This is a genomic window from Oleiphilus sp. HI0067, from assembly GCF_001635735.1.
On record NZ_LWFI01001322.1, the window covers coordinates 1 to 19,512 of the forward strand.

Annotated in this window: 19 protein-coding genes and 1 tRNA gene; 16 read left to right on the top strand and 4 right to left on the bottom strand. The window is 44.8% G+C overall.

Features of this window, described 5'->3' with window-relative positions; translation table 11 throughout:
• Window positions 1-200: 200 nt before the first annotated feature.
• Window positions 201-389: a hypothetical protein gene (locus A3739_RS20555; protein ID WP_068473259.1), complete on the bottom strand. Its 189-nt coding sequence runs from the start codon at window positions 387-389 to the stop codon at window positions 201-203.
• A gap of 277 nt (window positions 390-666) precedes the next feature.
• Here A3739_RS20555 and A3739_RS20560 point away from each other — a divergent pair, with 277 nt between their 5' ends.
• Window positions 667-1,797: a carboxylesterase gene (locus A3739_RS20560; protein ID WP_068473255.1), complete on the top strand. Its 1,131-nt coding sequence runs from the start codon at window positions 667-669 to the stop codon at window positions 1,795-1,797.
• Between the two features lie 39 nt (window positions 1,798-1,836).
• On the opposite strand, the gene A3739_RS20565 is transcribed toward A3739_RS20560, so the two are convergent.
• Window positions 1,837-2,943, bottom strand: coding sequence for a glycerophosphodiester phosphodiesterase family protein (locus tag A3739_RS20565; RefSeq protein ID WP_197469407.1), 1,107 nt, complete (start codon window positions 2,941-2,943; stop codon window positions 1,837-1,839).
• Between the two features lie 528 nt (window positions 2,944-3,471).
• Between A3739_RS20565 and A3739_RS20570 the strand changes: the two genes are divergently transcribed.
• From A3739_RS20570 to A3739_RS20625, 12 genes are all read left to right on the top strand, one after another.
• Window positions 3,472-3,867 (top strand): hypothetical protein, encoded by a 396-nt coding sequence (locus A3739_RS20570; protein WP_156502723.1) that lies wholly within the window; start codon window positions 3,472-3,474, stop codon window positions 3,865-3,867.
• 63 nt (window positions 3,868-3,930) lie between these two features.
• Window positions 3,931-5,856 carry a DNA polymerase III subunit gamma/tau gene (dnaX, locus tag A3739_RS20575; RefSeq protein ID WP_068473247.1) on the top strand — a complete coding sequence of 642 codons (1,926 nt, stop codon included), beginning with the start codon at window positions 3,931-3,933 and terminating at the stop codon, window positions 5,854-5,856.
• A 9-nt stretch (window positions 5,857-5,865) separates the two neighbouring features.
• Complete coding sequence (locus tag A3739_RS20580; protein ID WP_068473244.1) at window positions 5,866-6,195, top strand: YbaB/EbfC family nucleoid-associated protein; 330 nt, start codon at window positions 5,866-5,868, stop codon at window positions 6,193-6,195.
• A gap of 14 nt (window positions 6,196-6,209) precedes the next feature.
• Complete coding sequence (gene recR / locus A3739_RS20585; protein WP_068473239.1) at window positions 6,210-6,815, top strand: recombination mediator RecR; 606 nt, start codon at window positions 6,210-6,212, stop codon at window positions 6,813-6,815.
• Window positions 6,760-7,965, top strand: coding sequence for a ribonuclease D (gene rnd / locus A3739_RS20590; protein ID WP_082878526.1), 1,206 nt, complete (start codon window positions 6,760-6,762; stop codon window positions 7,963-7,965). Before recR ends, rnd begins: the two co-directional genes overlap by 56 nt.
• Before the next feature lie 47 nt (window positions 7,966-8,012).
• Window positions 8,013-8,324, top strand: coding sequence for a YcgL domain-containing protein (locus A3739_RS20595; RefSeq protein WP_068473233.1), 312 nt, complete (start codon window positions 8,013-8,015; stop codon window positions 8,322-8,324).
• Complete coding sequence (locus A3739_RS20600; protein WP_068473229.1) at window positions 8,317-8,781, top strand: YcgN family cysteine cluster protein; 465 nt, start codon at window positions 8,317-8,319, stop codon at window positions 8,779-8,781. Before A3739_RS20595 ends, A3739_RS20600 begins: the two co-directional genes overlap by 8 nt.
• Before the next feature lie 62 nt (window positions 8,782-8,843).
• Window positions 8,844-9,131 (top strand): hypothetical protein, encoded by a 288-nt coding sequence (locus A3739_RS20605; protein WP_068502623.1) that lies wholly within the window; start codon window positions 8,844-8,846, stop codon window positions 9,129-9,131.
• Window positions 9,128-9,340, top strand: coding sequence for a DUF1653 domain-containing protein (locus tag A3739_RS20610; RefSeq protein WP_068473223.1), 213 nt, complete (start codon window positions 9,128-9,130; stop codon window positions 9,338-9,340). The genes A3739_RS20605 and A3739_RS20610 overlap by 4 nt, the downstream gene beginning before the upstream one ends.
• 140 nt (window positions 9,341-9,480) lie before the next feature.
• Entirely contained in the window at window positions 9,481-11,829 is a 2,349-nt protein-coding gene (locus tag A3739_RS20615; protein WP_156502724.1) for a vWA domain-containing protein, read from the top strand.
• Window positions 11,830-12,007: 178 nt separating this feature from the next.
• Window positions 12,008-12,083, top strand: a tRNA-Gly gene (locus A3739_RS20620).
• A gap of 222 nt (window positions 12,084-12,305) precedes the next feature.
• Window positions 12,306-13,094, top strand: coding sequence for an MOSC domain-containing protein (locus A3739_RS20625; RefSeq protein ID WP_068479496.1), 789 nt, complete (start codon window positions 12,306-12,308; stop codon window positions 13,092-13,094).
• Here the strand turns inward: A3739_RS20625 and A3739_RS20630 are convergent.
• Window positions 13,086-13,631, bottom strand: a complete 546-nt coding sequence (locus A3739_RS20630) for a hypothetical protein (protein ID WP_068479498.1) — start codon at window positions 13,629-13,631, stop codon at window positions 13,086-13,088. The genes A3739_RS20625 and A3739_RS20630 overlap by 9 nt on opposite strands.
• Window positions 13,632-13,736: 105 nt before the next feature.
• Between A3739_RS20630 and A3739_RS20635 the strand changes: the two genes are divergently transcribed.
• Together A3739_RS20635 and A3739_RS20640 are read left to right on the top strand one after the other, a co-directional pair.
• Window positions 13,737-15,653 carry an ATP-binding cassette domain-containing protein gene (locus A3739_RS20635; protein ID WP_068479500.1) on the top strand — a complete coding sequence of 639 codons (1,917 nt, stop codon included), beginning with the start codon at window positions 13,737-13,739 and terminating at the stop codon, window positions 15,651-15,653.
• Window positions 15,654-15,662: 9 nt separating this feature from the next.
• A complete protein-coding gene (locus tag A3739_RS20640; RefSeq protein WP_068479502.1) occupies window positions 15,663-16,130 on the top strand; it encodes a hypothetical protein in 468 nt (155 codons plus the stop codon).
• A gap of 67 nt (window positions 16,131-16,197) precedes the next feature.
• Here the strand turns inward: A3739_RS20640 and A3739_RS20645 are convergent, their stop codons facing one another.
• Window positions 16,198-17,004: a hypothetical protein gene (locus A3739_RS20645; RefSeq protein WP_068479504.1), complete on the bottom strand. Its 807-nt coding sequence runs from the start codon at window positions 17,002-17,004 to the stop codon at window positions 16,198-16,200.
• 347 nt (window positions 17,005-17,351) lie between these two features.
• Here A3739_RS20645 and fadB point away from each other — a divergent pair, with 347 nt between their 5' ends.
• Window positions 17,352-19,496, top strand: coding sequence for a fatty acid oxidation complex subunit alpha FadB (gene fadB / locus A3739_RS20650; RefSeq protein ID WP_068479506.1), 2,145 nt, complete (start codon window positions 17,352-17,354; stop codon window positions 19,494-19,496).
• Window positions 19,497-19,512: the final 16 nt, after the last annotated feature.

A 19,512-nucleotide genomic window follows, 5' to 3' on the forward strand; every position in this document is an offset into this window, starting at 1 on the left:
AAAACTTATATATTGCGTTGGTGGTCTATCAGGCGACACCGAAAAGGACGGAGACTGAGGAACTTGTATGCAACTCACAAGCACCGTGAGTAACATCATCGCAAGGCTATGCTTAAGGAACACGATGTCGAATCAGAAGAAGGAGAGAGTTAAGAGCATGAGCGCAGATAATCAAGAAAGAATCCGCGCCCTTCAGGATTTTACTTATCCAGCTTTGCTTTTTTACGCTTAGCGACGACAACACCAGTCACAGCAACAGCCGCAATCGCTAAGGCAGTAAGTAGGTGGATAGGATCGCTCAACCAATGTGCATGATCATGTCCTGGGTGCGCAAATGCCGGCGCAGTCAACAACAAACCCGAAGCGGCTGCTAGCGTATTTTTCAACATCTATTCTTTCCTTTTACTTGAAGATTATTAGCTGTGTTTTTATGTACTGCAGAGTTTACCGATAAGGAGGGCTCTAACGCAAAGGTTGTCAGCAAGCTCAACAAAAAAGAATCGAACGATTTATAAAAAGCACAGCAGGAAACTAGAATTATACTTGCCCACCACCCCCCATCAAAAGGACTCACAATGAAATCANTATTTCTTATGTTCAGCGCTCATGCTCTTAACTCTCTCCTTCTTCTGATTCGACATCGTGTTCCTTAAGCATAGCCTTGCGATGATGTTACTCACGGTGCTTGTGAGTTGCATACAAGTTCCTCAGTCTCCGTCCTTTTCGGTGTCGCCTGATAGACCACCAACGCAATATATAAGTTTTCAAGACTACTTGACGCAAACCAAGGCATACTTAACTCAAAATCGTGCGTTTATTTCAGACGATCCTGCGCGTGAGATAGAAGTAAACATGCCTTTTGAATTACGGCCATCTACTGAGGCAAACACCAAGAGAGCGATATTGCTGGTGCACGGCTTGGGCGATTCGCCATACTCTTTTATTGATGTAGCGCCGATTCTTGCGGAGCAAGGTTTTGTTGTAAGAGCGATTTTATTAGCGGGTCATGGAACGCGTCCGGCTGACTTGTTGTGGGCAAGCGAACGCGATTGGCAAAAGAGCATTGATCAACATGTAGCTTTGCTCAAAAAAGAATTCGACGAAGTGTGGCTGGGTGGTTTTTCTACTGGTGCAAATCTAGTGACTAGCGTTTCTCTTGAAGATGAAAGCATTAATGGTTTATTGCTTTATGCGCCAGCATTTCACCCTACCAGTAATCTGGTTCGCTTCTCTTCTTTTGCCTCTTATTTTATTGATTGGGTGGATGTTGACCCTGAAGAAAATATCGCACGCTATGATTCGCTGACGGCTCAGGCTGCTGCGTCCTACTACGCAACTGTTGAGTCATTGAATGATGAACTAGTGCGAAATGCGTTTGATCGACCTGCAATGTTGATTCTTAGCGAGGCAGACAGCGTGGTAGATAGCCAAGCTGTGGCAAATACCTTTCATGAAAAATTTACTAACGAAGATAGTCGACTAATTTGGTTTGGAGAGCCTCTACATATTAATGATGCGCGAGTTCATGTCCTAAATGCAAAGGTGCCAGAAATGCGCGTTAGCTCAATATCACACATGGGACCTTTGTTTTCTCCTATGAACCCTTATTACGGTGAGAAAGGCGAGTATCGGCATTGTAATAACGGCCAAGGGGTGGAAGTTTCATTGTGCCAAAACGCAACGCAAGTGTGGTACTCGGCATACGGTTATCAGGAAGCAGGTAAGCTTCATGCTCGCTTGACCTTTAATCCTCATTTTAATGAGACGAAAAGTCAGCTCTCTGATTTTTTGAGATAGTGTGCTGCTAGCGGGTTTTCCAGCAGCACACAGACGAGATTACAAATTCATGCAGTTCGCATAGTAGGTCGTTGTTGCTGGCCAGTCTGAAAAAATACCGATGATGCCAACGTCTTTCGCTAGCACATCGAGCACTTCATACATGTCTCCATCAGTATCAATGACGTCAGGATTACCAGTGCTGCCGTTCGTTGTTTGGTAGTACCAACCACCATTGTTTTTCAGCAGTCCAGATCGCTCAATCGTCCAAGTGATAAGGTCTAATCCTGCTTGTTTGGCATTCATTGCATAGTCAGACGGGATAATTTCGCCATGCGCGTTAACCTCGAGCAACATCCACATCGGAGGGGCGAGTACATTGACGCCATCAGCTACCCAAGACTCCATTTCAGCAAGGCTGACGTTCATGTCATATCGTCCATCAAGATAGACCGCTTGTTTGCCAAAGTGAGGGTGTTGCTGTATCCAGTATGTCACGTCATCATAATTAAATGATTGAGGCCATACTCGTCGCGGTGAGATGCCTGCAGCTTGATATTCTTCAATCAACTGTGACGCATAGTCTTGCTGTGTGTAATCGCCTTCGAATGGCATCTCCACTTGAGGAGATTTTAGTTCTGGCGTGAAATCGACGCCTAGTTCTTTAAAGAGTTGAATACTTTCGGCATGTGTCAGCAATGTACCGCGACCGCTGTATCCGTCTGTTCGCCAACTAGCTGTGGCATCCATATATTCATCAATACTTGTTGCTGCTAGGTTGGCCGCGTCCATTTTGCCTTCAAGTGATTTGAACTCGGCAACAGTGATGTCACTAGCACAGCATCTAATGTCTGATGCATTAATAAGTTCACCTTCTGAATTGAATTCCGGCGCAACAGAGCACTTCTGGGCGAGTGGCGTTGCAAGAATGTTTGTTGTTGTGTGGAGATCACATTGCGCATGACGACACACTAGCGCGCGATCTTTTGTAAAGGTGACATCACATTCCATGATACCAGCGCCCATTTTAGCCGCTGCGATATAAGACTCTTTAGTATGTTCGGGAAATTGCATGGGGGCGCCGCGATGTCCGATCGAGAAGTTGCTTGGCGCAAATGGGCCCGACTTACAACTTTGAAGCTTTCGTTTTAATTTGCTGTCAGTCATATCTTCAACCAGAAAGAACGGCCGAGGTCCAAGCTGAACTTTTGTTAGTCTTTTAGCGATGCGCGATTCTTTTTGATGAAGTTTTCGTTCTGTTTTATGAAGTTTGTGTTCTAGTTTTTTTATCGTTTTTGATTCAGCGTGATGGCTTGATTTGTATGTATTTGAGTTGTGTGCGCTTACATTGAATGACACGCATATAGTGAGAAGTATTAATATTATCCGCATGATTTCCTCCTGTCGTTTTTATAAAGCCAGCAAAGGTGTGGCGGCTTCTAAAGTATTTGGAGAAAAAGTCATTTTTGAGTCGTTTTTTTGAATGTAATGGGTCTTTTTTGTTGCAGTCACTGTCATAAATTTTAGAACGTCTCTACTCACGTGCGTGATAACTGGCGGCCTCGATTTAGTTTGTACAAGATTTCTTTTCGAATGCGCAATATTGACTATCTTCCATATTCAATTTTGAACAGAGGTTTTGGATTTATGTCAGATTCTTTATTGGTATAGCAGCTTACCTTAGAGGTGTTGGGCGTGCACCGTCACTTAGAGCGTTTAAAAGAAAGCTTCGGCGTGATCACTGATTGGGAGGCCAGAGCTTGGATGATTCTTCAGTTTTTGAATGAGCAGGGTAAGTGCCGGATGAATACCTTGCTCCAAGAACAGCATTTATTGCAATCTTATGCGCATCACCTTTTGAACGAGCTCATAGCAGCGGAGGCCATCATAAGCGATGAGCATTATCCAGAAATTCATGCACACTATGAAATTACGTCTTCAGGCAAAGCCGCATTGCAAAGATTAAGAGAGGCGATGCAGCCAGGTTTTGAGCAATTTGATGAGGATTTCGATACAGAAAAGCTACGTGTAGCTGTAGACACATTAAAAACGTATCGACATCGCTTAGCTTGTATCAAGCTTGATGACTAAGCTCTGTTTCTAAGGCTCATGAGCGTGTAAGATAGAGAGAATTTCACTCGTCTTAATTATCTCATGAGTTATCAGGTTCTCGCTCGAAAGTGGCGACCGAAAAATTTTAAGCAAATGGTTGGGCAAGAACACGTCTTGCAGGCCTTAATCCATGCTTTAGAATCGCAGCGACTTCACCACGCTTATTTGTTTACCGGCACTAGAGGTGTCGGTAAAACGACTATTGCACGGATTCTTGCACGTTGCTTAAGTTGTGAACGAGGCATTACCTCAGAGCCTTGTGGCGAGTGCGGAGCTTGTACGTCAATCGAGCAAGGGCGTTATGTTGATCTTATCGAGATCGATGCGGCTTCGCGAACCAAAGTCGAAGACATGCGAGGGCTTCTTGAGAATGTTCAGTACGCGCCAACTGAAGGGCGTTTTAAGATCTATCTGATCGACGAAGTACACATGCTGTCGACGCATAGTTTTAATGCCTTGCTGAAAACTCTGGAAGAACCGCCAGAGCATGTGAAATTCTTATTTGCGACCACCGATCCTCAAAAATTACCGATTACGATCCTATCACGTTGCCTTCAGTTCAATCTGAAGAATATGACGCCGGAAAGAATCGTTCATCACTTGAAGTTTGTTTTATCACAAGAGCAAGTCAGTGCCGAAGATGCCGCATTATGGGCGATAGCTCGGGGTGCTGATGGCAGTATGCGTGATGCCTTGAGTCTGACGGATCAGGCTATCGCCTATACCCAAGGTCAGTTAGGTGAAACCGCCGTGAGTGCCATGCTTGGTACAGTGGACCAGAAGAAGGTGTATCGTTTACTCGACATGCTTGTAGCGCGTGATGCAAAAGCAATGCTAGGCGTTGTAGCTGAGCTAGCAGAATTTGCGCCCGATTACGCCTCAGTGCTTGAGGTCTTGGTTTCGGTGTTTCACAGAGTTGCCATTGAACAGGCAGTAGCTGGTGCAACGGATAATAGCCAAGGCGATCAGGAGCGTATCACCTTTTATGCGCAAAACTTAAGTGCAGAAGATGTGCAGCTTTACTATCAAATTGCGCTAGTGGCGAGAAAAGACTTAGCGATTTCACCGGACGCGCGCTCAGGGTTCGAAATGGCTTTGTTACGCATGATGGCATTTTGCATGGCACCACCTACTAAGCCGGTGACGCAGGCACTAGCGCCTGAGGTTTCAACGACACATGCGCCGCCAGCTCATGAAGTTCAGGGTGAGGTTGAAACTGCTTCAAGTGAAGCCGATGTGAGTGATCAAACGAGTGTACAGCCAGAGCCTCTGACAGTGAATTCTGAAGTAGCAGAAATGCAGCAGGAATCAGAGCAGACTTCAGAGTCGCAAATAGAACCGCAAAACGATGTTGCCGCAGCGCCTGTTGAGCAAGTTCCTGCATATATGAACGAAGCTCCGCCATTGCAAGATGAACATCCTGCACCTGCAATAGACAATCAGCAAAGCTTGGTTGAAGAGCCTGTCGAAGCAATGATTGAAGCTGCGCCTATGCCATCTGAGATCAACTCAACTGTTGATACGCAAGCGAACGAGAGTCAAAAAAAAACACCTAAGTTCGATGACTCTCAAGACTTAGATAGCATGAGCTGGCCGCGTCAGGCCATTAGACTTGGTTTGACAGGCATGACTCAAAACCTACTTATGAATATGGTGAAGCGTATTCATGGTGAGGTTATGGAATTAGCTGTCGAAACTGGGCATTTTAGAATTTTAAACGACACGCATAAGAAGAAAATCGTGCAAGCATTGAAGGATGCGCTTGCTTGGAATGGTGCGATTGAGTTCAAGGATGGTGTCGATGCAGGACAAGAAACGCCAGCAATGTGGCGTGAACGAATGCGTGAAGAGCAACTTATAGAGGCGAAGCAAAAATTGCACGCCGATGAAAACGTAAAACAGTTAATCGCTGAGTTTGATGGCCGTCTTATCGAAGATAGCGTCGTAGCGCTCGGCACCATTGAATAGGAGAAGAGTATGTTCGGTGGAAAAAATATGAATGACATAATGAAGCAAGCTCAAAAAATGCAGGAGCAGCTTCAGAAGCAGCAAGAAGACATGGCTAACGCAGAAGTGGTTGGCGAGTCAGGCGCTGGTATGGTCAAAGTTACAATGAATGGTCGCCATGATGTTAAGAATGTGGAACTAGACCCGGGTGTGATGACCGAAGACAAAGAGTTTTTAGAAGACTTGTTGGCTGCTGCGGTTAATGATGCTGTGCGTAAAATTGAAGAGAAGAATCAGCAAGCAATGTCTGGTTTAGCTTCAGGAATGGGAATGCCACCAGGATTTAAGATGCCTTTCTAGGCGGAAAATATACGATGAAGTTTGGTGTAACCATTGATGAATTGATCGACGCACTGCGCGTTTTGCCTGGCGTCGGTCAGAAGTCTGCACAGCGCATGGCGCTCGACTTATTAGAACGCAAACGTGATGGCGGAGTGCGCTTATCGAAAGCCTTGTCAGAGGCGATGCACAAAGTGCAGCGCTGTGAAAAGTGTCGGAACTTTACAGAGCAAGATGTCTGTGAAATTTGTCGTGATACGCGTCGAGATGACAGCCTGCTTTGTGTTGTTGAGTCGCCAAGTGATTTACTTGCGATAGAACAATCACAGCAATATGCCGGAAAGTATTTTGTTTTAGGAGGCAGTTTGTCGCCAATTGATGGGCGAGGTCCAGAAGAAATTGGTATCGGACAATTCGTTTCTTATCTTGACCAAATTCAGGTCTCTGAAGTGATTCTTGCGACGAACCCAACCGTAGAGGGAGAGGCGACAGCGCACTATATTTCTGAAATTCTGAAAAACAGAGGTATTCTAGCGACACGTCTAGCGCATGGGATTCCGCTTGGTGGCGAATTAGGTTTTGTGGATGGCGGTACGCTTGGCCACGCATTTTCTGGAAGGAAGCCGCTTAGCGATGGTTGATGAAACGCAGTTGCGCGCCCTTGAAGAAATAGATTTTACATGGGTGGATAGCGATACAAAGCTCAATGAGTGTGTTGAGTCTTGGTTGCAAGAGCCTTATATCATTCTTGATACTGAATTTGAGCGTAGCACTACTTTTTACGCGAAACCTGGCCTCATTCAAATTGCGGCATCGGGGTTAACCTATCTTATTGATCCTCTAAGTTTGACGAGTTTGAAACCTCTCGCTGCAGTGCTTGAAAGTGATGAAGTGGTCATCGTTCTGCACTCTATGAGCGAGGATATTGATCTGCTCTCTTATGCCTGTGATTGTCATATCTCTAATGTGTTTGACACGCAAATAGCGAATGCATTTTTAGGCAATGGCTCCTCGGTAGGGTATCAACGTCTGGTGGAAGCCGAGCTTGATATCGCACTTGATAAAGGCGAGACACGTTCTGATTGGTTGAAAAGACCCTTAAGTTCAAAACAGCTTCAGTATGCAGCTGCCGACGTGTATTACTTGGAAACTATCTACAAGAATCTGTTAGAGAGGCTTATTAAAAGCCCTTGGCAGTCTGCTGTAGAGGAAGATTGCGCGCGTCAGGTCGAGTCGATTGAATCGGCAGTGGCGGATCCACAAAACGCATATTTAAAGCTGAGAGGGGCGTGGGATTTACCTTTAACAAAGCAAGCTCTTTTGCAAAAGCTAGTGTGCTGGCGTGATGAAATGGCTGTTGGTAAGAATCTTCCTAAAAGTTGGGTGTTCGGAGACGCTAGTCTGATTGAGATGGCGCGTACCCGTCCGACTGCGCAAAATTCTCTGTTTTCCTTGCCCAAAGTGAAGCCAAAGTCGGTGAAGCGTTTTGGTCTCGATGCAATTGCTTTGATTTCTAACGAGCAAGAAGTTGTTCCTGAAGGGTTTACGCCAATAGCGAAACCCATTAAAGGAAAAGAACTAGAGTTTTATAAGAAGATTAAATCGCTTGTAGCAAAGCAAGCCGCGACGGCAAATATAGACCCAGCCTTGATTGCGGGCAGAAAACAGATGGAGGCATGGGTGATTCACTATTGGCGTGATCAAAATCCAGATCTCCCTGATCTTATTAATGGCTGGCGTTCTGACTTAATAGGTCAGCCACTTACCGAATTGGCTGCAACAGTGCTATAAGTTCTGTTTAGTTTTCTATTTATCTACGATTGATGACGAGTAATTGAATGACTTCTTATACAAATGCGACAAAACGTTTTTGCTCTGTTTATAAAAGCAGCAAGCGTGCTGAAATGTATTTATATGTTGATCGTTCACAGGATGTGAGTAAGTTGCCAGAAGCTTTGATGCAAGCTTTTGGTACGCCAACTAAAGTTTTGGATTTGATTTTGACGCCTGAAAAAGAACTGGCGAGAGCTGACGCGTCAACGGTATTAGAGGCGATTGCGGAAAAAGAATTTTATTTGCAAATGCCGCCAGTTGACTCCGAATCTGCGGAAAATTTGGCGATGGCTCCGCGCGACTCCTTAAATGGCTAATTCGGATTTAACACAGCCTTTTTGGGAGCGAAAAACGCTCGCTCAAATGACGTCTAGCGAGTGGGAAAGCTTGTGTGACGGCTGTGCTAAGTGTTGCTTATATAAGCTTCAAGATGATGAGACAGACGAAGTGTTTTATACCTCTGTCGCGTGTCGAAAGTTGGATCTTGAAACTTGTCGGTGTACTGTCTATCGAGATAGGTTAAAGCATGTTCCAGAATGTTTGGATCTGATTCAGGAAGACTTGGACGCGCTTGATTGGCTGCCGAGTTCATGTGCATATCGTATGGTATCAGAAGGTCGTGGTTTGGCGTCTTGGCACCCTCTAGTAAGTGGTGATGCTGATTCGGTGCATAAAAAAGGGATGTCAGCGCTTGGTCGAGTGGTGTCGGAAGATACTGTTGCGGAAGAAGAGCTTGAACTGTACATCATTGAAGAATTCTCTACGGAAAAATAGTGTTGATTGATTTACCTTCTTACATCGTAGCCTGGCTTGTTTATTTGCTCTGAAGTGTTGGCTTGCTGATTGTTGTTTGGCGTATGACACGAAATTGGACATGGCGTCGCACGCGTCGCGTTACTCGAATTGTTATCGCAGTAACCCTTTTAACGCCCATGAATATCATCGCAAATGGTTTATGGCTTGCGCCGGCCTTTTTAGTTGCTGCCTATGCGCTGGCTCAAAATCAATTGGATATTGTTCAACAATCGTTTTCGGTCATGGGGGCGGCGGTTGGTTTTATGGTGCTGATGGTGCTGTTAGAGTCTGTCGCGCGACGCTTATTAGGTATGAGGTACGGTGAATGATTCGTCCGGGAATTTATGAGCATTACAAAGGCCAACGCTACGAAGTCATTGGTTTGGCTCGACACTCAGAAACAGAAGAAGAGCTTGTTGTATACCGAGCTTTATATGGGGAGCATGGATTATGGGTGCGACCTTATGCAATGTTTGCTGAGGATGTCGAGTTAGACGGAGTGCGTCGACCTCGCTTTCAATACCTTACTCAAAAGTAATTGTAATCTGCTCATAAAAGTCTGAATACTTAAGCCTTTACTTGTGCTTACGCGTTGTTCTTATAGTATTTTCTGCTATACCTAAGGTTATTTCCTGAATTTTATTTTTGACTCCGCGAGGAGTAGTTAGGGTGGCTTTAATGGTTTTTTTGCGTCTGCGAAAAGTGCGTCAATACGTAGCAGTGGCGTTTTCCAGTCTCTTAATTCTTTCTTCGGGGTATGCGTTTGCTGACTCAAACGTGCAACCGGATGTTCGATTAATTATCGATATATCTGGCAGTATGAAGAAAAATGATCCGAAAAATCTTCGTGTTCCTGCCGTCAACTTGCTAACTGAATTGGTTCCTGAGGGGAGTCAGGTAGGTGTTTGGACCTTTGGTCAGTGGGTCAACAATCTCGTGAAATACCAGGCTGTGGATGCTGATTGGCGTGCCATGGCAAAAACGAAAGCTAATGAAATCAACTCTGTTGCACTGCATACAAATATAGGAAAAGCGCTTGAGACCGCATCAGCGGATCTGGAGGCAGATAGCAGCAATACTCACTTTATTCTTCTGACCGATGGTATGGTCGACATTGACAAAGATCCTGCAAAAAATACAGCAGAACGTGAGCGTATTCTGGGCGAAGTGCTTAATCGAATTGCCGAGTCTGGCGCAAAAATTCATGCAGTCGCGTTATCTAGTAATGCGGATAAAACACTCATGGATAAGCTGGCTGTAAAAACAGGCGGCCAGTCGGCCTTAGCTGAAACCTCTGACGATCTTAATCGTGTCTTTTTGCAGGCCTTTGATAAAGCGGTTCCACAAGAGCAAGTGCCAATTGAAGGGAATGCTTTTGTTATAGATTCGAGTATTGAAGAATTTACTGCTTTGGTCTTTACCAACTCTAGCTCTAAGCAGGTTCGCTTAATTGCGCCTGGTATGGAAGAGTTTGACGCTAATAGTTCGAGTGAAGAGGTGCGTTGGTACAAGGACTCGGGTTACGAATTGATAACAGTCACGCAGCCTGATGAGGGAGAGTGGGTGATTGATGCGGACGTTGGTCCGGATAGCCGTGTCACGATTGTGAGCAATTTGCAGATGGATGTCCCGACATTGCCAAGTAACGTATTTGCAGGCGATGTATTGGATGTTAATGCCAGCTTCTTCGATGAGGGTGAATTAATCACCGATAGCGACTTTCTGTCCATCTTAGAGGTCGATTTAAGTGTTACTGATGAAGTAGGGCAATCAGGCAGTCGAGCCATGAAACTCGGTTCTGACAGTGTGTTTAGAGATCAAATCTCTAAATTGAAAAACGAAGGTACTTACATTGTCGCTGTTGATGTTGATGGAAAAACATTTAAGCGTCGGTTTGAACAAACAGTGACCTTGCGTCCTCCATTTGATTTTGAATTGTCTGTGGTTGGGGGTGACCAGCCAATGCATAGGCTAGTAGTCAGCGCTTTATCGACTGATATATTGCTGGAGGAGACTAGTGTGTTTGCGAAGGTGAAATCTCCCGATGGTAATAGCTTAATCAAAGCTGTCGAACGAATTGGAGATGAAGCGCGCTGGGCGATCAATATCATGCCCGAAGCGGGTGATGGCGTTTATAAGTTGGCGGTGAAAGTGAAGGGCGTCAATGAAGCTGGGGAACCTGTTAATTTAAAACCTAAAGTATTCGAAGTGGCTTTCCCTATTCCAATGGGCGAAGCAAATAAAATCATCGCAGTTGAAGAAGAAGCTGTCGAGCCGGTTGAAGGGCTTGATGAGCCAGGCGAGACTGTCGAACCTGAGCAGAACATTGCGCCAGACTTGAGTGAAGAAGCAACTAAAATGGCTGATTTTACGCATGGTATGGAGGATGAAAAAAGTAATGAAATGCTTTGGGTGGCTATTGCAGCGGGTGTCGCATCGATTGTCGCATTACTCGGTACCTTGATTTACTTCGTGCGTAAGAAAAAAGCAGCGCAAGAGCCGGAAGAAGAAATTATCTCTGATGAAGTGATGGACGAGTTAACCGACACTTCTGCAGAAGAATTGTCATTTGAGCCAGAACCAGAGCTAGAACCAGAGCCAGAGCCAGAACCAGAGCCAGAGCCAGAACCAGAACCAGAACCAGAACCGGAGCCAGAACCGGAGCCAGAACCAGAACCAGAGCCAGAATCTGAACCGGAGCCAGATGCAGATGACCTGGATTTAGATGATATTGATTTGTCTGGGGGCTTGGATGACGTTGTAGAGGAATTGGAGAATCTTAGCGACGAGCCTGAAGAGGTGCCAGCCGAAGATGAACCGGTGCTCGAGGATGAAGCTGAGGTTGCGGCTAGTATTGCGCAGGCGATTGAAGAAGCAGCTGAAGATCAAGATGATGCATTATCTGAGGAAATTGAGGCAGCTCTAGATTTGAGTGATCCGGAGTTTGATGATGAAGAATTTAATCTTGAAGACTTTGATATTGGTGATACCGATGATCTTTCAAAAGACGATGATAAGAAAGACTAGACAGGAGTCTCAAAACTAGTAGCTTTGATTTGGTGGGGCGTAAAAAACAGCATTGTGTATAAATAAATGCTTGCATACTGAAAAATGCATCCATATAATACGCCCCACTTTGAAGCAACGAGCTCTTTCAAGTTCTCTTAATACTTGATTTTACAGAGTTTTTTCAAAGCCTTCCTAAGCGGGAATAGCTCAGTTGGTAGAGCACGACCTTGCCAAGGTCGGGGTCGCGAGTTCGAATCTCGTTTCCCGCTCCAAATTTTCTTATGACTTTGTTAAACCTATCGTCGTTTATTGTTACTAAACTTCCTCAAGGTTTGCCGCGCCCGAAGAAAGCTTATCCATCGCTTAGCTCAATGTCTTAATTGTTGATATTCCTGTATCTCTGTTTAGTCATGCCGTTTACACAATTTATACTTGCGCCTTGTTCTTCTTAGCCAAGTCGCATTATAGTTTTGAGCTTTTGCGCGAGTTTCTTGATGATTACTGTCTCTGGTCTGTTTTCTTATCCTGTTAAATCGTTTTGCGGTTTATCGCACCAGTCGATGAGCTTAGACGCGTTCGGGCCACATATGGATAGGCGTTTTATGGTCATCAATGATCAAGGAAAGCATGTCACTCAAAGAACGCACCCCAAAATGGCACTAGTCTCTGCTTTAGTAAGTGAAAGCACGCTGTCAGTGAATTTCGATGGCATAGAGACAGTATTACTGTTTTCTGAGTTTGATGTTCCAGTGATGGCTGAAGTGTGGTCGGATAGTGTTGATGCTTTGGCGATGTCATCGAAAGACTTTGATAAGCGATTATCCGTGTATTTGAATGAGTCTGTCCGTTTAATCTTCATGCCTTCAAGCACCTATCGACAGGTTGATCCTGATTTTTCACCGGAATCAGCACGAGTCAGTTTTGCTGATGGTTTTCCAATTCTTTTGTGTAGTGAGGAGTCATTGCTCGATCTGAATTCGAGGTTGGAAAATGCGGTGGCAATGAATCGTTTTCGTCCGAATATTGTGATTAGTGGGAGTGAATCATATCAAGAATCGGAATGGCGCCGAATCAAGATAGGGGAGATCGAGTTTGATGTCGCTAAGCCATGTTCACGCTGCAGTATGATTACCTTGGACGAACGGGGGGTGTTTAATAAGGAGCCCTTAAAGACTTTAGCGCAGTACCGCTTGAATCAATTTGGCGCGTGCTTTGGTGAGAATTTAGTTCAGCGTGGCGAGGGACTTATATCGTTAGGCGACTTGGTCGAAATATTAGAATAGTTCGACTTCATCATCGCTATCGTCTTCATCGGTCTTTTCGAAATGATGGCGATATATTTCGAGCGCCTCATTCACTGAGGCTCCATTCATAATGTGTTCAAACATGAGTCGCTCTTCTTCCATAGAATAGTTCGACTTAATGTCGTTTTGCAGTTTTTCCCATGCGCTTGGATTGTTGGCGCTGTTAGGGGCTGACACCAATTCGCTCAGCCAGCCTAGGTCACGTTTCACATGATCAAGTCGTTGTGATAATCGATCGTAAAATTGAAACGCCACGATGGAATTGAAAATCGAGTTATGGATCTCTTGGGCTTGGGAGCTAAAGTTGTTTGCGGCTTGTTCGTCAGACGAGTCGGTCAAGTGGCTGATTTGTTCTGCTATGTAAGAAAATGATTTGGTCAACTCTGCCACAGACTTTTCACCATCAGTCATTGTGCATTCAATTTGTGATACCGCGAGGGTGAGCAAATTGATGGTAGATCGAACTTGCTGCCACTCGAGCTGAGTGATGTTTGTGTCTAAAGCTGGTTCAGTCATTTAGTATCTTCTCGCGCTATGATCTAATACGTGTCCGCTGCAAAGTGCTCAAAAGAATAGTCGAACACTTTGAAAAAGCTAACGTAGAAATTAAGTGGTTGTTTAATGAGTATTGTTCGCCTTGAAGGTGTTTCTCTTGCGTATGGCCTAAAGCCATTGCTTGATGAAGTTGATTTCGCAATAGAGCGCTCCCAGCGTTTATGTTTGTTGGGTAGGAATGGTGAGGGCAAGTCGACCTTAATGCGTTTGCTTATGAAGCAAGCTGAGCCCGATAGTGGGACTGTGATTTTTGATAAGAATCTGAAAATCGGTTTTTTATCTCAAGACTTACCTGATGCTGATGAGCAAAAGGCTTTTGATGTTGTGGCGCAAGGCTTGCCTGAGTTAGGAGCTTTATTGAGCGAGTATCATGCTTTAGTGGATGCTGGTGGCGAAGACTTGGATCGAATGGAGCGCTTGCAAACAAGTATCGAAGCTCAAGGTGGGTGGACGTTTGATAATCGCGTTATGCAGATTTTAAAGCGGTTTAATATCCAACCTGATGCGCCGATGTCTTCTTTATCAGGTGGATGGCGTCGTCGAGTGATGCTTGCGCAGGCTTTGATCAGCGAGCCTGATCTGCTGCTACTAGATGAGCCAACCAACCATTTGGATATCAACGCCATCCGTTGGCTGGAAAAGACCTTGTCAGATTTTCAGGGTGCTTTGTTATTTGTGAGTCACGATAGGGCTTTTATCAAGTCTTTGGCAACAGGAATTATCGAGTTAGATAGAGGTCATATTCGCGCCTTTAATGGTAGTTATGCTCAGTATTTAGTCGAAAAAGAAAAGCTGCTAGAAGAGGAAGAAAAGCAAAATAAGTTATTCGATAAGCGACTGTCTGAAGAGGAAGCGTGGATTCGTCAGGGTATAAAAGCACGTCGTACTCGCAACGAGGGTCGTGTGCGCGCCTTAAAAGCGATGCGCGAAGAAAGAAAAGGACGAATCGAAAAACAAGGCGCCGCGAGTTTTAAAATTGAAGCGTCAAATAAGTCTGGCAAAAAAGTAGCGCAGTTAGAGCATGTTGATTTTGCGTTTGAAGACGGGCGTCAGCTGGTAAAAGATTTCTCGACCACGATTATGCGTGGAGATCGTATAGGTCTGATCGGTGCGAATGGTGCGGGCAAGACGACTTTGCTAAAACTCATCCTAGGTCAGCTGGAACCGCAGTCTGGTACAGTGAATTTAGGCACTAAGTTAGAGGTTGCTTATTTTGATCAGCTACGTGATGGGTTAGATGCGGATAAAACCGTGATCGAGAATGTGGCTGATGGACATGATTTTGTTGAGTTGGGTGGCGGTAGTAAGCACGTCATCGGATATCTAAATGACTTCTTGTTTACTGTAGCGCGCGCGAGAACCCCCGTGCGTGCGCTGTCTGGAGGCGAGACGAATCGCTTGTTGTTGGCCAAGCTGTTTGCGCAGCCTGCAAACCTTATTGTTATGGATGAGCCGACCAATGATTTGGATGTGTCGACTTTAGAGTTGCTGGAAGAGAAACTTGGTGAATTTGACGGTACGCTTCTTCTAACAAGCCACGACCGAGATTTTATTGATCAAGTGGTAACCAGTACGATGGTGTTTGAAGGTGATGGCCGGGTTCGAGAATATGTCGGAGGCTATCAAGACTGGGTTCGACAAACGGGTGGCGCATTGGTTGATGAGCAAGCTTTGTTAAACAAAGGTCAAACTGAAGCTCTTAAACCTGAAGTTAAAGCGCAGGTTGCTCAGAAAAAGGCTGAACCGCTAAAGAAAAAGAAACTGAGCTATAAGTTGCAAAGGGAGCTTGATCAGATGCCGGATCTCATTGCAGATTTGGAGGAAGAGGTTGCAGCACTACAAAATGAGGTGTCTAGACCTGACTTTTACTCAAAAGAACATACCTATGTCGAGCAGCAAACAACAGCGTTGACGTCTTTGCAAGAAAAGCTTGAAGCAACTATTGAGCGATGGATGGAGCTTGAAGAGATGGCTGGTGAGTAAAGGAGAGACATGTTGGGTTGGCTGGTAGCGATTTTCGGCACATTGGTGGTTGCGGGTTCTATTCTTTGGATTAAGCCGTCGAAGCGCGAATTGCGTATCACTGCTTTACGGCAAGAGGCGATGAAGAAGGGATTGCGGGTTCGTCTTGTTGACGAAAAACTCAAGGATAAGTTTTTTCCATGGCTTGATGACTATCGCGGTTATGTGATCTACGAAACACATCAATTACCTGTAAAAGAAGGGCGAGGGATGAAGGCAGCTCAGGTGCATAGCAGTGCTGAATTGCATGAACTCGATCGTCGAAACATGGATGGTGATCAAGCTCGTGTGTTGGCAAATCAGGAACATATTCCAAATCAAATTAGTGGGGTAGTGCTTTATCCTGATGGGGTAGGTCTGTTGTGGGATGAAAGTGGTGACGCAGAAGATATAGACGGCTTACTGGAATGTATTAAGCAATTACATTCGGCTTGCTGAGTTTGAGATCATAAAAAAAGGGGGCGCTGCGTAAAGCAATAGCCCCCTTTTTTTGTTTCAGCTAGTCTTAAATCTTGCTAGCTAGCTGAAGGTTTTCAATAATCTTTTTGGAATATAGGTTAACGATAAAGTTAACGCGGTTCTCGTTGTAGTTTACGAGTGACGGTTGAATAAACTCCCACTTAGTCTTGGCAGAGTCGAGAAGTTTCGCTGCTTCTGGGTTGCCTTGCTCGCTAAGCAATCCATTGAGTGTTCCGTCGAAATCTTTCGCAAGGACATCTAAAGTAATGTCCGACTCATCTTCACGCGAATATACTTGGCTCACTGTCGATGTGCTTCGTGCGGAGTATTTGGTCATCATTAAGGCAACCATCTTCGCAGCATTATGGCTTTCGTTTTCTTTCGATACGTCGTCGCTTGCTGTTTGCTCGGCAATCGATTTGTATAAAATATTCAGCGCATCATTGAATGATATATTGTAGTTTGCCAGTTCACCGACCAAGCGAAGGTCGGTGTAACCTGTGTCATTCACCACTTCAATATTTTCGTTCAATGAGTCTTCATAGGTAAGCCATGCGTCACGAGCGGCATCAACTTGAGAGATTAAATCTGAATCTGACAGCGCTCCAGCGATATCGATCATAAGATCTTCGACGCTTCCTACTGCAAACTGTACTTCTTGCTGTTGTTCTTTGTCGGCCTGATTTGCACTGAAATTATAGAAACCGTTGATTGAGTAATAACTATTGATAGTTGCTTCATACACTTTTTCCATGGCGCCGAGTGCTTGACCTTTTTCGAGTGCTTGCACGTTAAGCGTCATTGCGCTTAATGCTATAGCCGCTGCGGTATGAATGATTTGTCTTATTTGCATTATTTTCTCCGACTATTATTTCTGCATACAACTTATATATGCATTATAAGAATTTAGTGTAGTTATGAATGCCTGACTTACAACTTTCAAATTGTGTAATAAGTGGTTGTTTTTCATTAATTTGCCTCCATTAAATAATTTTTAAAACATTCATACACAAACGGCCTGAAAACGGTGTAAGCCTTTTTGGCATTGACAAACGATTGAGTTTTCTACAAGGTACACGCCTCACGATTCAAACGATCGTATGAATTTTTGTTTTCTCACCCCATTTGCTTGGGGTTAAACAGATTGTCAGGCAGCTTTCCTCTGTACTGGCACGAACTTATAAACTTGGAGAACAGTTGATGATTTACGCAGGTAAAGCCATCACGGTTAAAGAAATCGACGGTGGGTTCGCGCAGTTGAACTTCGACCTCGAAGGCGAATCCGTAAACAAATTTAACCGGCTGACTATCGAAGAACTAGGCGCAGCAGCAGAAGCACTTAAAGGTGCAGATGTTAAAGGTCTAGTTGTTACAAGTACTAAAGATGTATTCATCGTTGGTGCGGATATCACAGAATTCACTAGCTTGTTTGCAGGTCCTGAAGAAGAACTTATCGCAAACAACTTGAAAGCAAACTCTGTATTCAATGCGATCGAAGATCTGCCTTTCCCAACAGTAACGGCTATTAATGGCATTGCTCTTGGTGGTGGTTTCGAAATGTGTTTAGCGACTGACTACCGTGTTATGTCGACTAAAGCGAAAGTTGGTCTTCCTGAAGTTAAGCTAGGTATCTTCCCAGGCTTCGGTGGTACTGTTCGTCTTCCACGTTTGATCGGTGCGGATAACGCAATCGAGTGGATTGCAGCAACTAAAGAGCACAAAGCAGATGCAGCTCTTAAGTTTGGTGCAGTAGATGCAGTTGTTGGTCCAGAGAAATTGATGGACGCAGCAATCAACCTTCTTGAACAAGTTAACGCTGGCAAACTAGATTACGAAGCACGTCGTGCAGAGAAAACTAGCAAGCTGAGCTTGAACCCAATGGAAAGCATGATGGTATTCGAAACTGCTAAAGGTTTCGTAGCTGGCCAAGCTGGTCCTCACTACCCAGCGCCTGTTGAAGCGATCAAAGCAATGCAGAAGCACTCGGGTATGTCACGTGATAAAGCAATCGAAGTGGAAGCAAAAGGCTTCGCTAAGATGGCTAAAACGTCTGTTGCGGCATCATTGGTTGGTCTTTTCCTAAACGATCAAGCGCTTAAGTCTAAAGCGAAAGAGCTTGCTCCTAAAGCTTCAAAGGTTAACAAAGCAGCGGTTCTTGGTGCAGGTATCATGGGTGGCGGTATCGCTTACCAATCTGCGCTGAAAGGTACGCCAATCATTATGAAAGATATCGCACAAGCAGGTATCGATCTTGGTTTGAATGAAGCGAAGAAGCTTCTTGCTAAGCGTGTTGACAAAGGTCGCATGAAAGCTGACAAGATGGCTGACGTTCTTAACGCAATCGATCCAACACTTAGCTACGGTGACTTCGGTGAAGTTGACCTAGTTGTTGAAGCCGTTGTTGAGAATCCAAAAGTTAAAGATATCGTTTTACGTGAAGTAGAAGATCAAGTATCTGAAGATACGATCCTTACATCTAATACTTCGACGATTTCTATTGATTTGCTTGCGAAGAACTTGAAGCGTCCAGAGAACTTCTGTGGCATGCACTTCTTCAACCCAGTACACATGATGCCATTGGTTGAAGTAATTCGCGGTGAGAAGACAAGCGAAGAGACGATTGCGACAACAGTTGCATACGCTCAAGCAATGGGTAAAACACCTGTTGTTGTTAACGATTGCCCGGGCTTCCTAGTAAACCGTATCTTGTTCCCTTACTTTGGTGGTTTCGCTGCGCTTATGCGTGACGGTGCTGACTTCCAGCGTGTAGACAAGATCATGGAGAAGTTCGGTTGGCCAATGGGTCCTGCTTACTTGCTTGACGTTGTAGGTATGGACACAGCTAATCACGGCGGTGAAGTAATGGCTGAAGGCTACCCAGATCGTATGGGTAAAGACTTCAAAACAGCGATTGACGTGATGTTTGAAGCTGGTCGTTTTGGTCAGAAGAATGACAAAGGCTTCTACGCTTACGAGTTAGATCGTAAGGGTAAGCAGAAGAAAGTTGTAGATGAATCTGTTTACGACATGATTAAGCCAGTTGTTGCAAGCAGCAATGAGTTTACCGATGAAGAAATCATCGAACGTATGATGGTTCCACTTTGCATCGAGACTGTTCGTTGTTTGGAAGACGGTATTGTTGATACTGCGGCTGAAGCAGACATGGGTCTGATCTTCGGTATCGGTTTCCCTCCATTCCGTGGTGGTGCGCTTCGTTACATCGATTCTATCGGTATCGAAGAATTCAACAAGATCGCAGACAAGTATGCTGATCTAGGTGCTCTCTACACGCCGACTGAAGGTATGCGTGAGATGGCTAAAACTGGCAAGAAGTTTTTCGGCTAAGCGCTGAGACAAGATT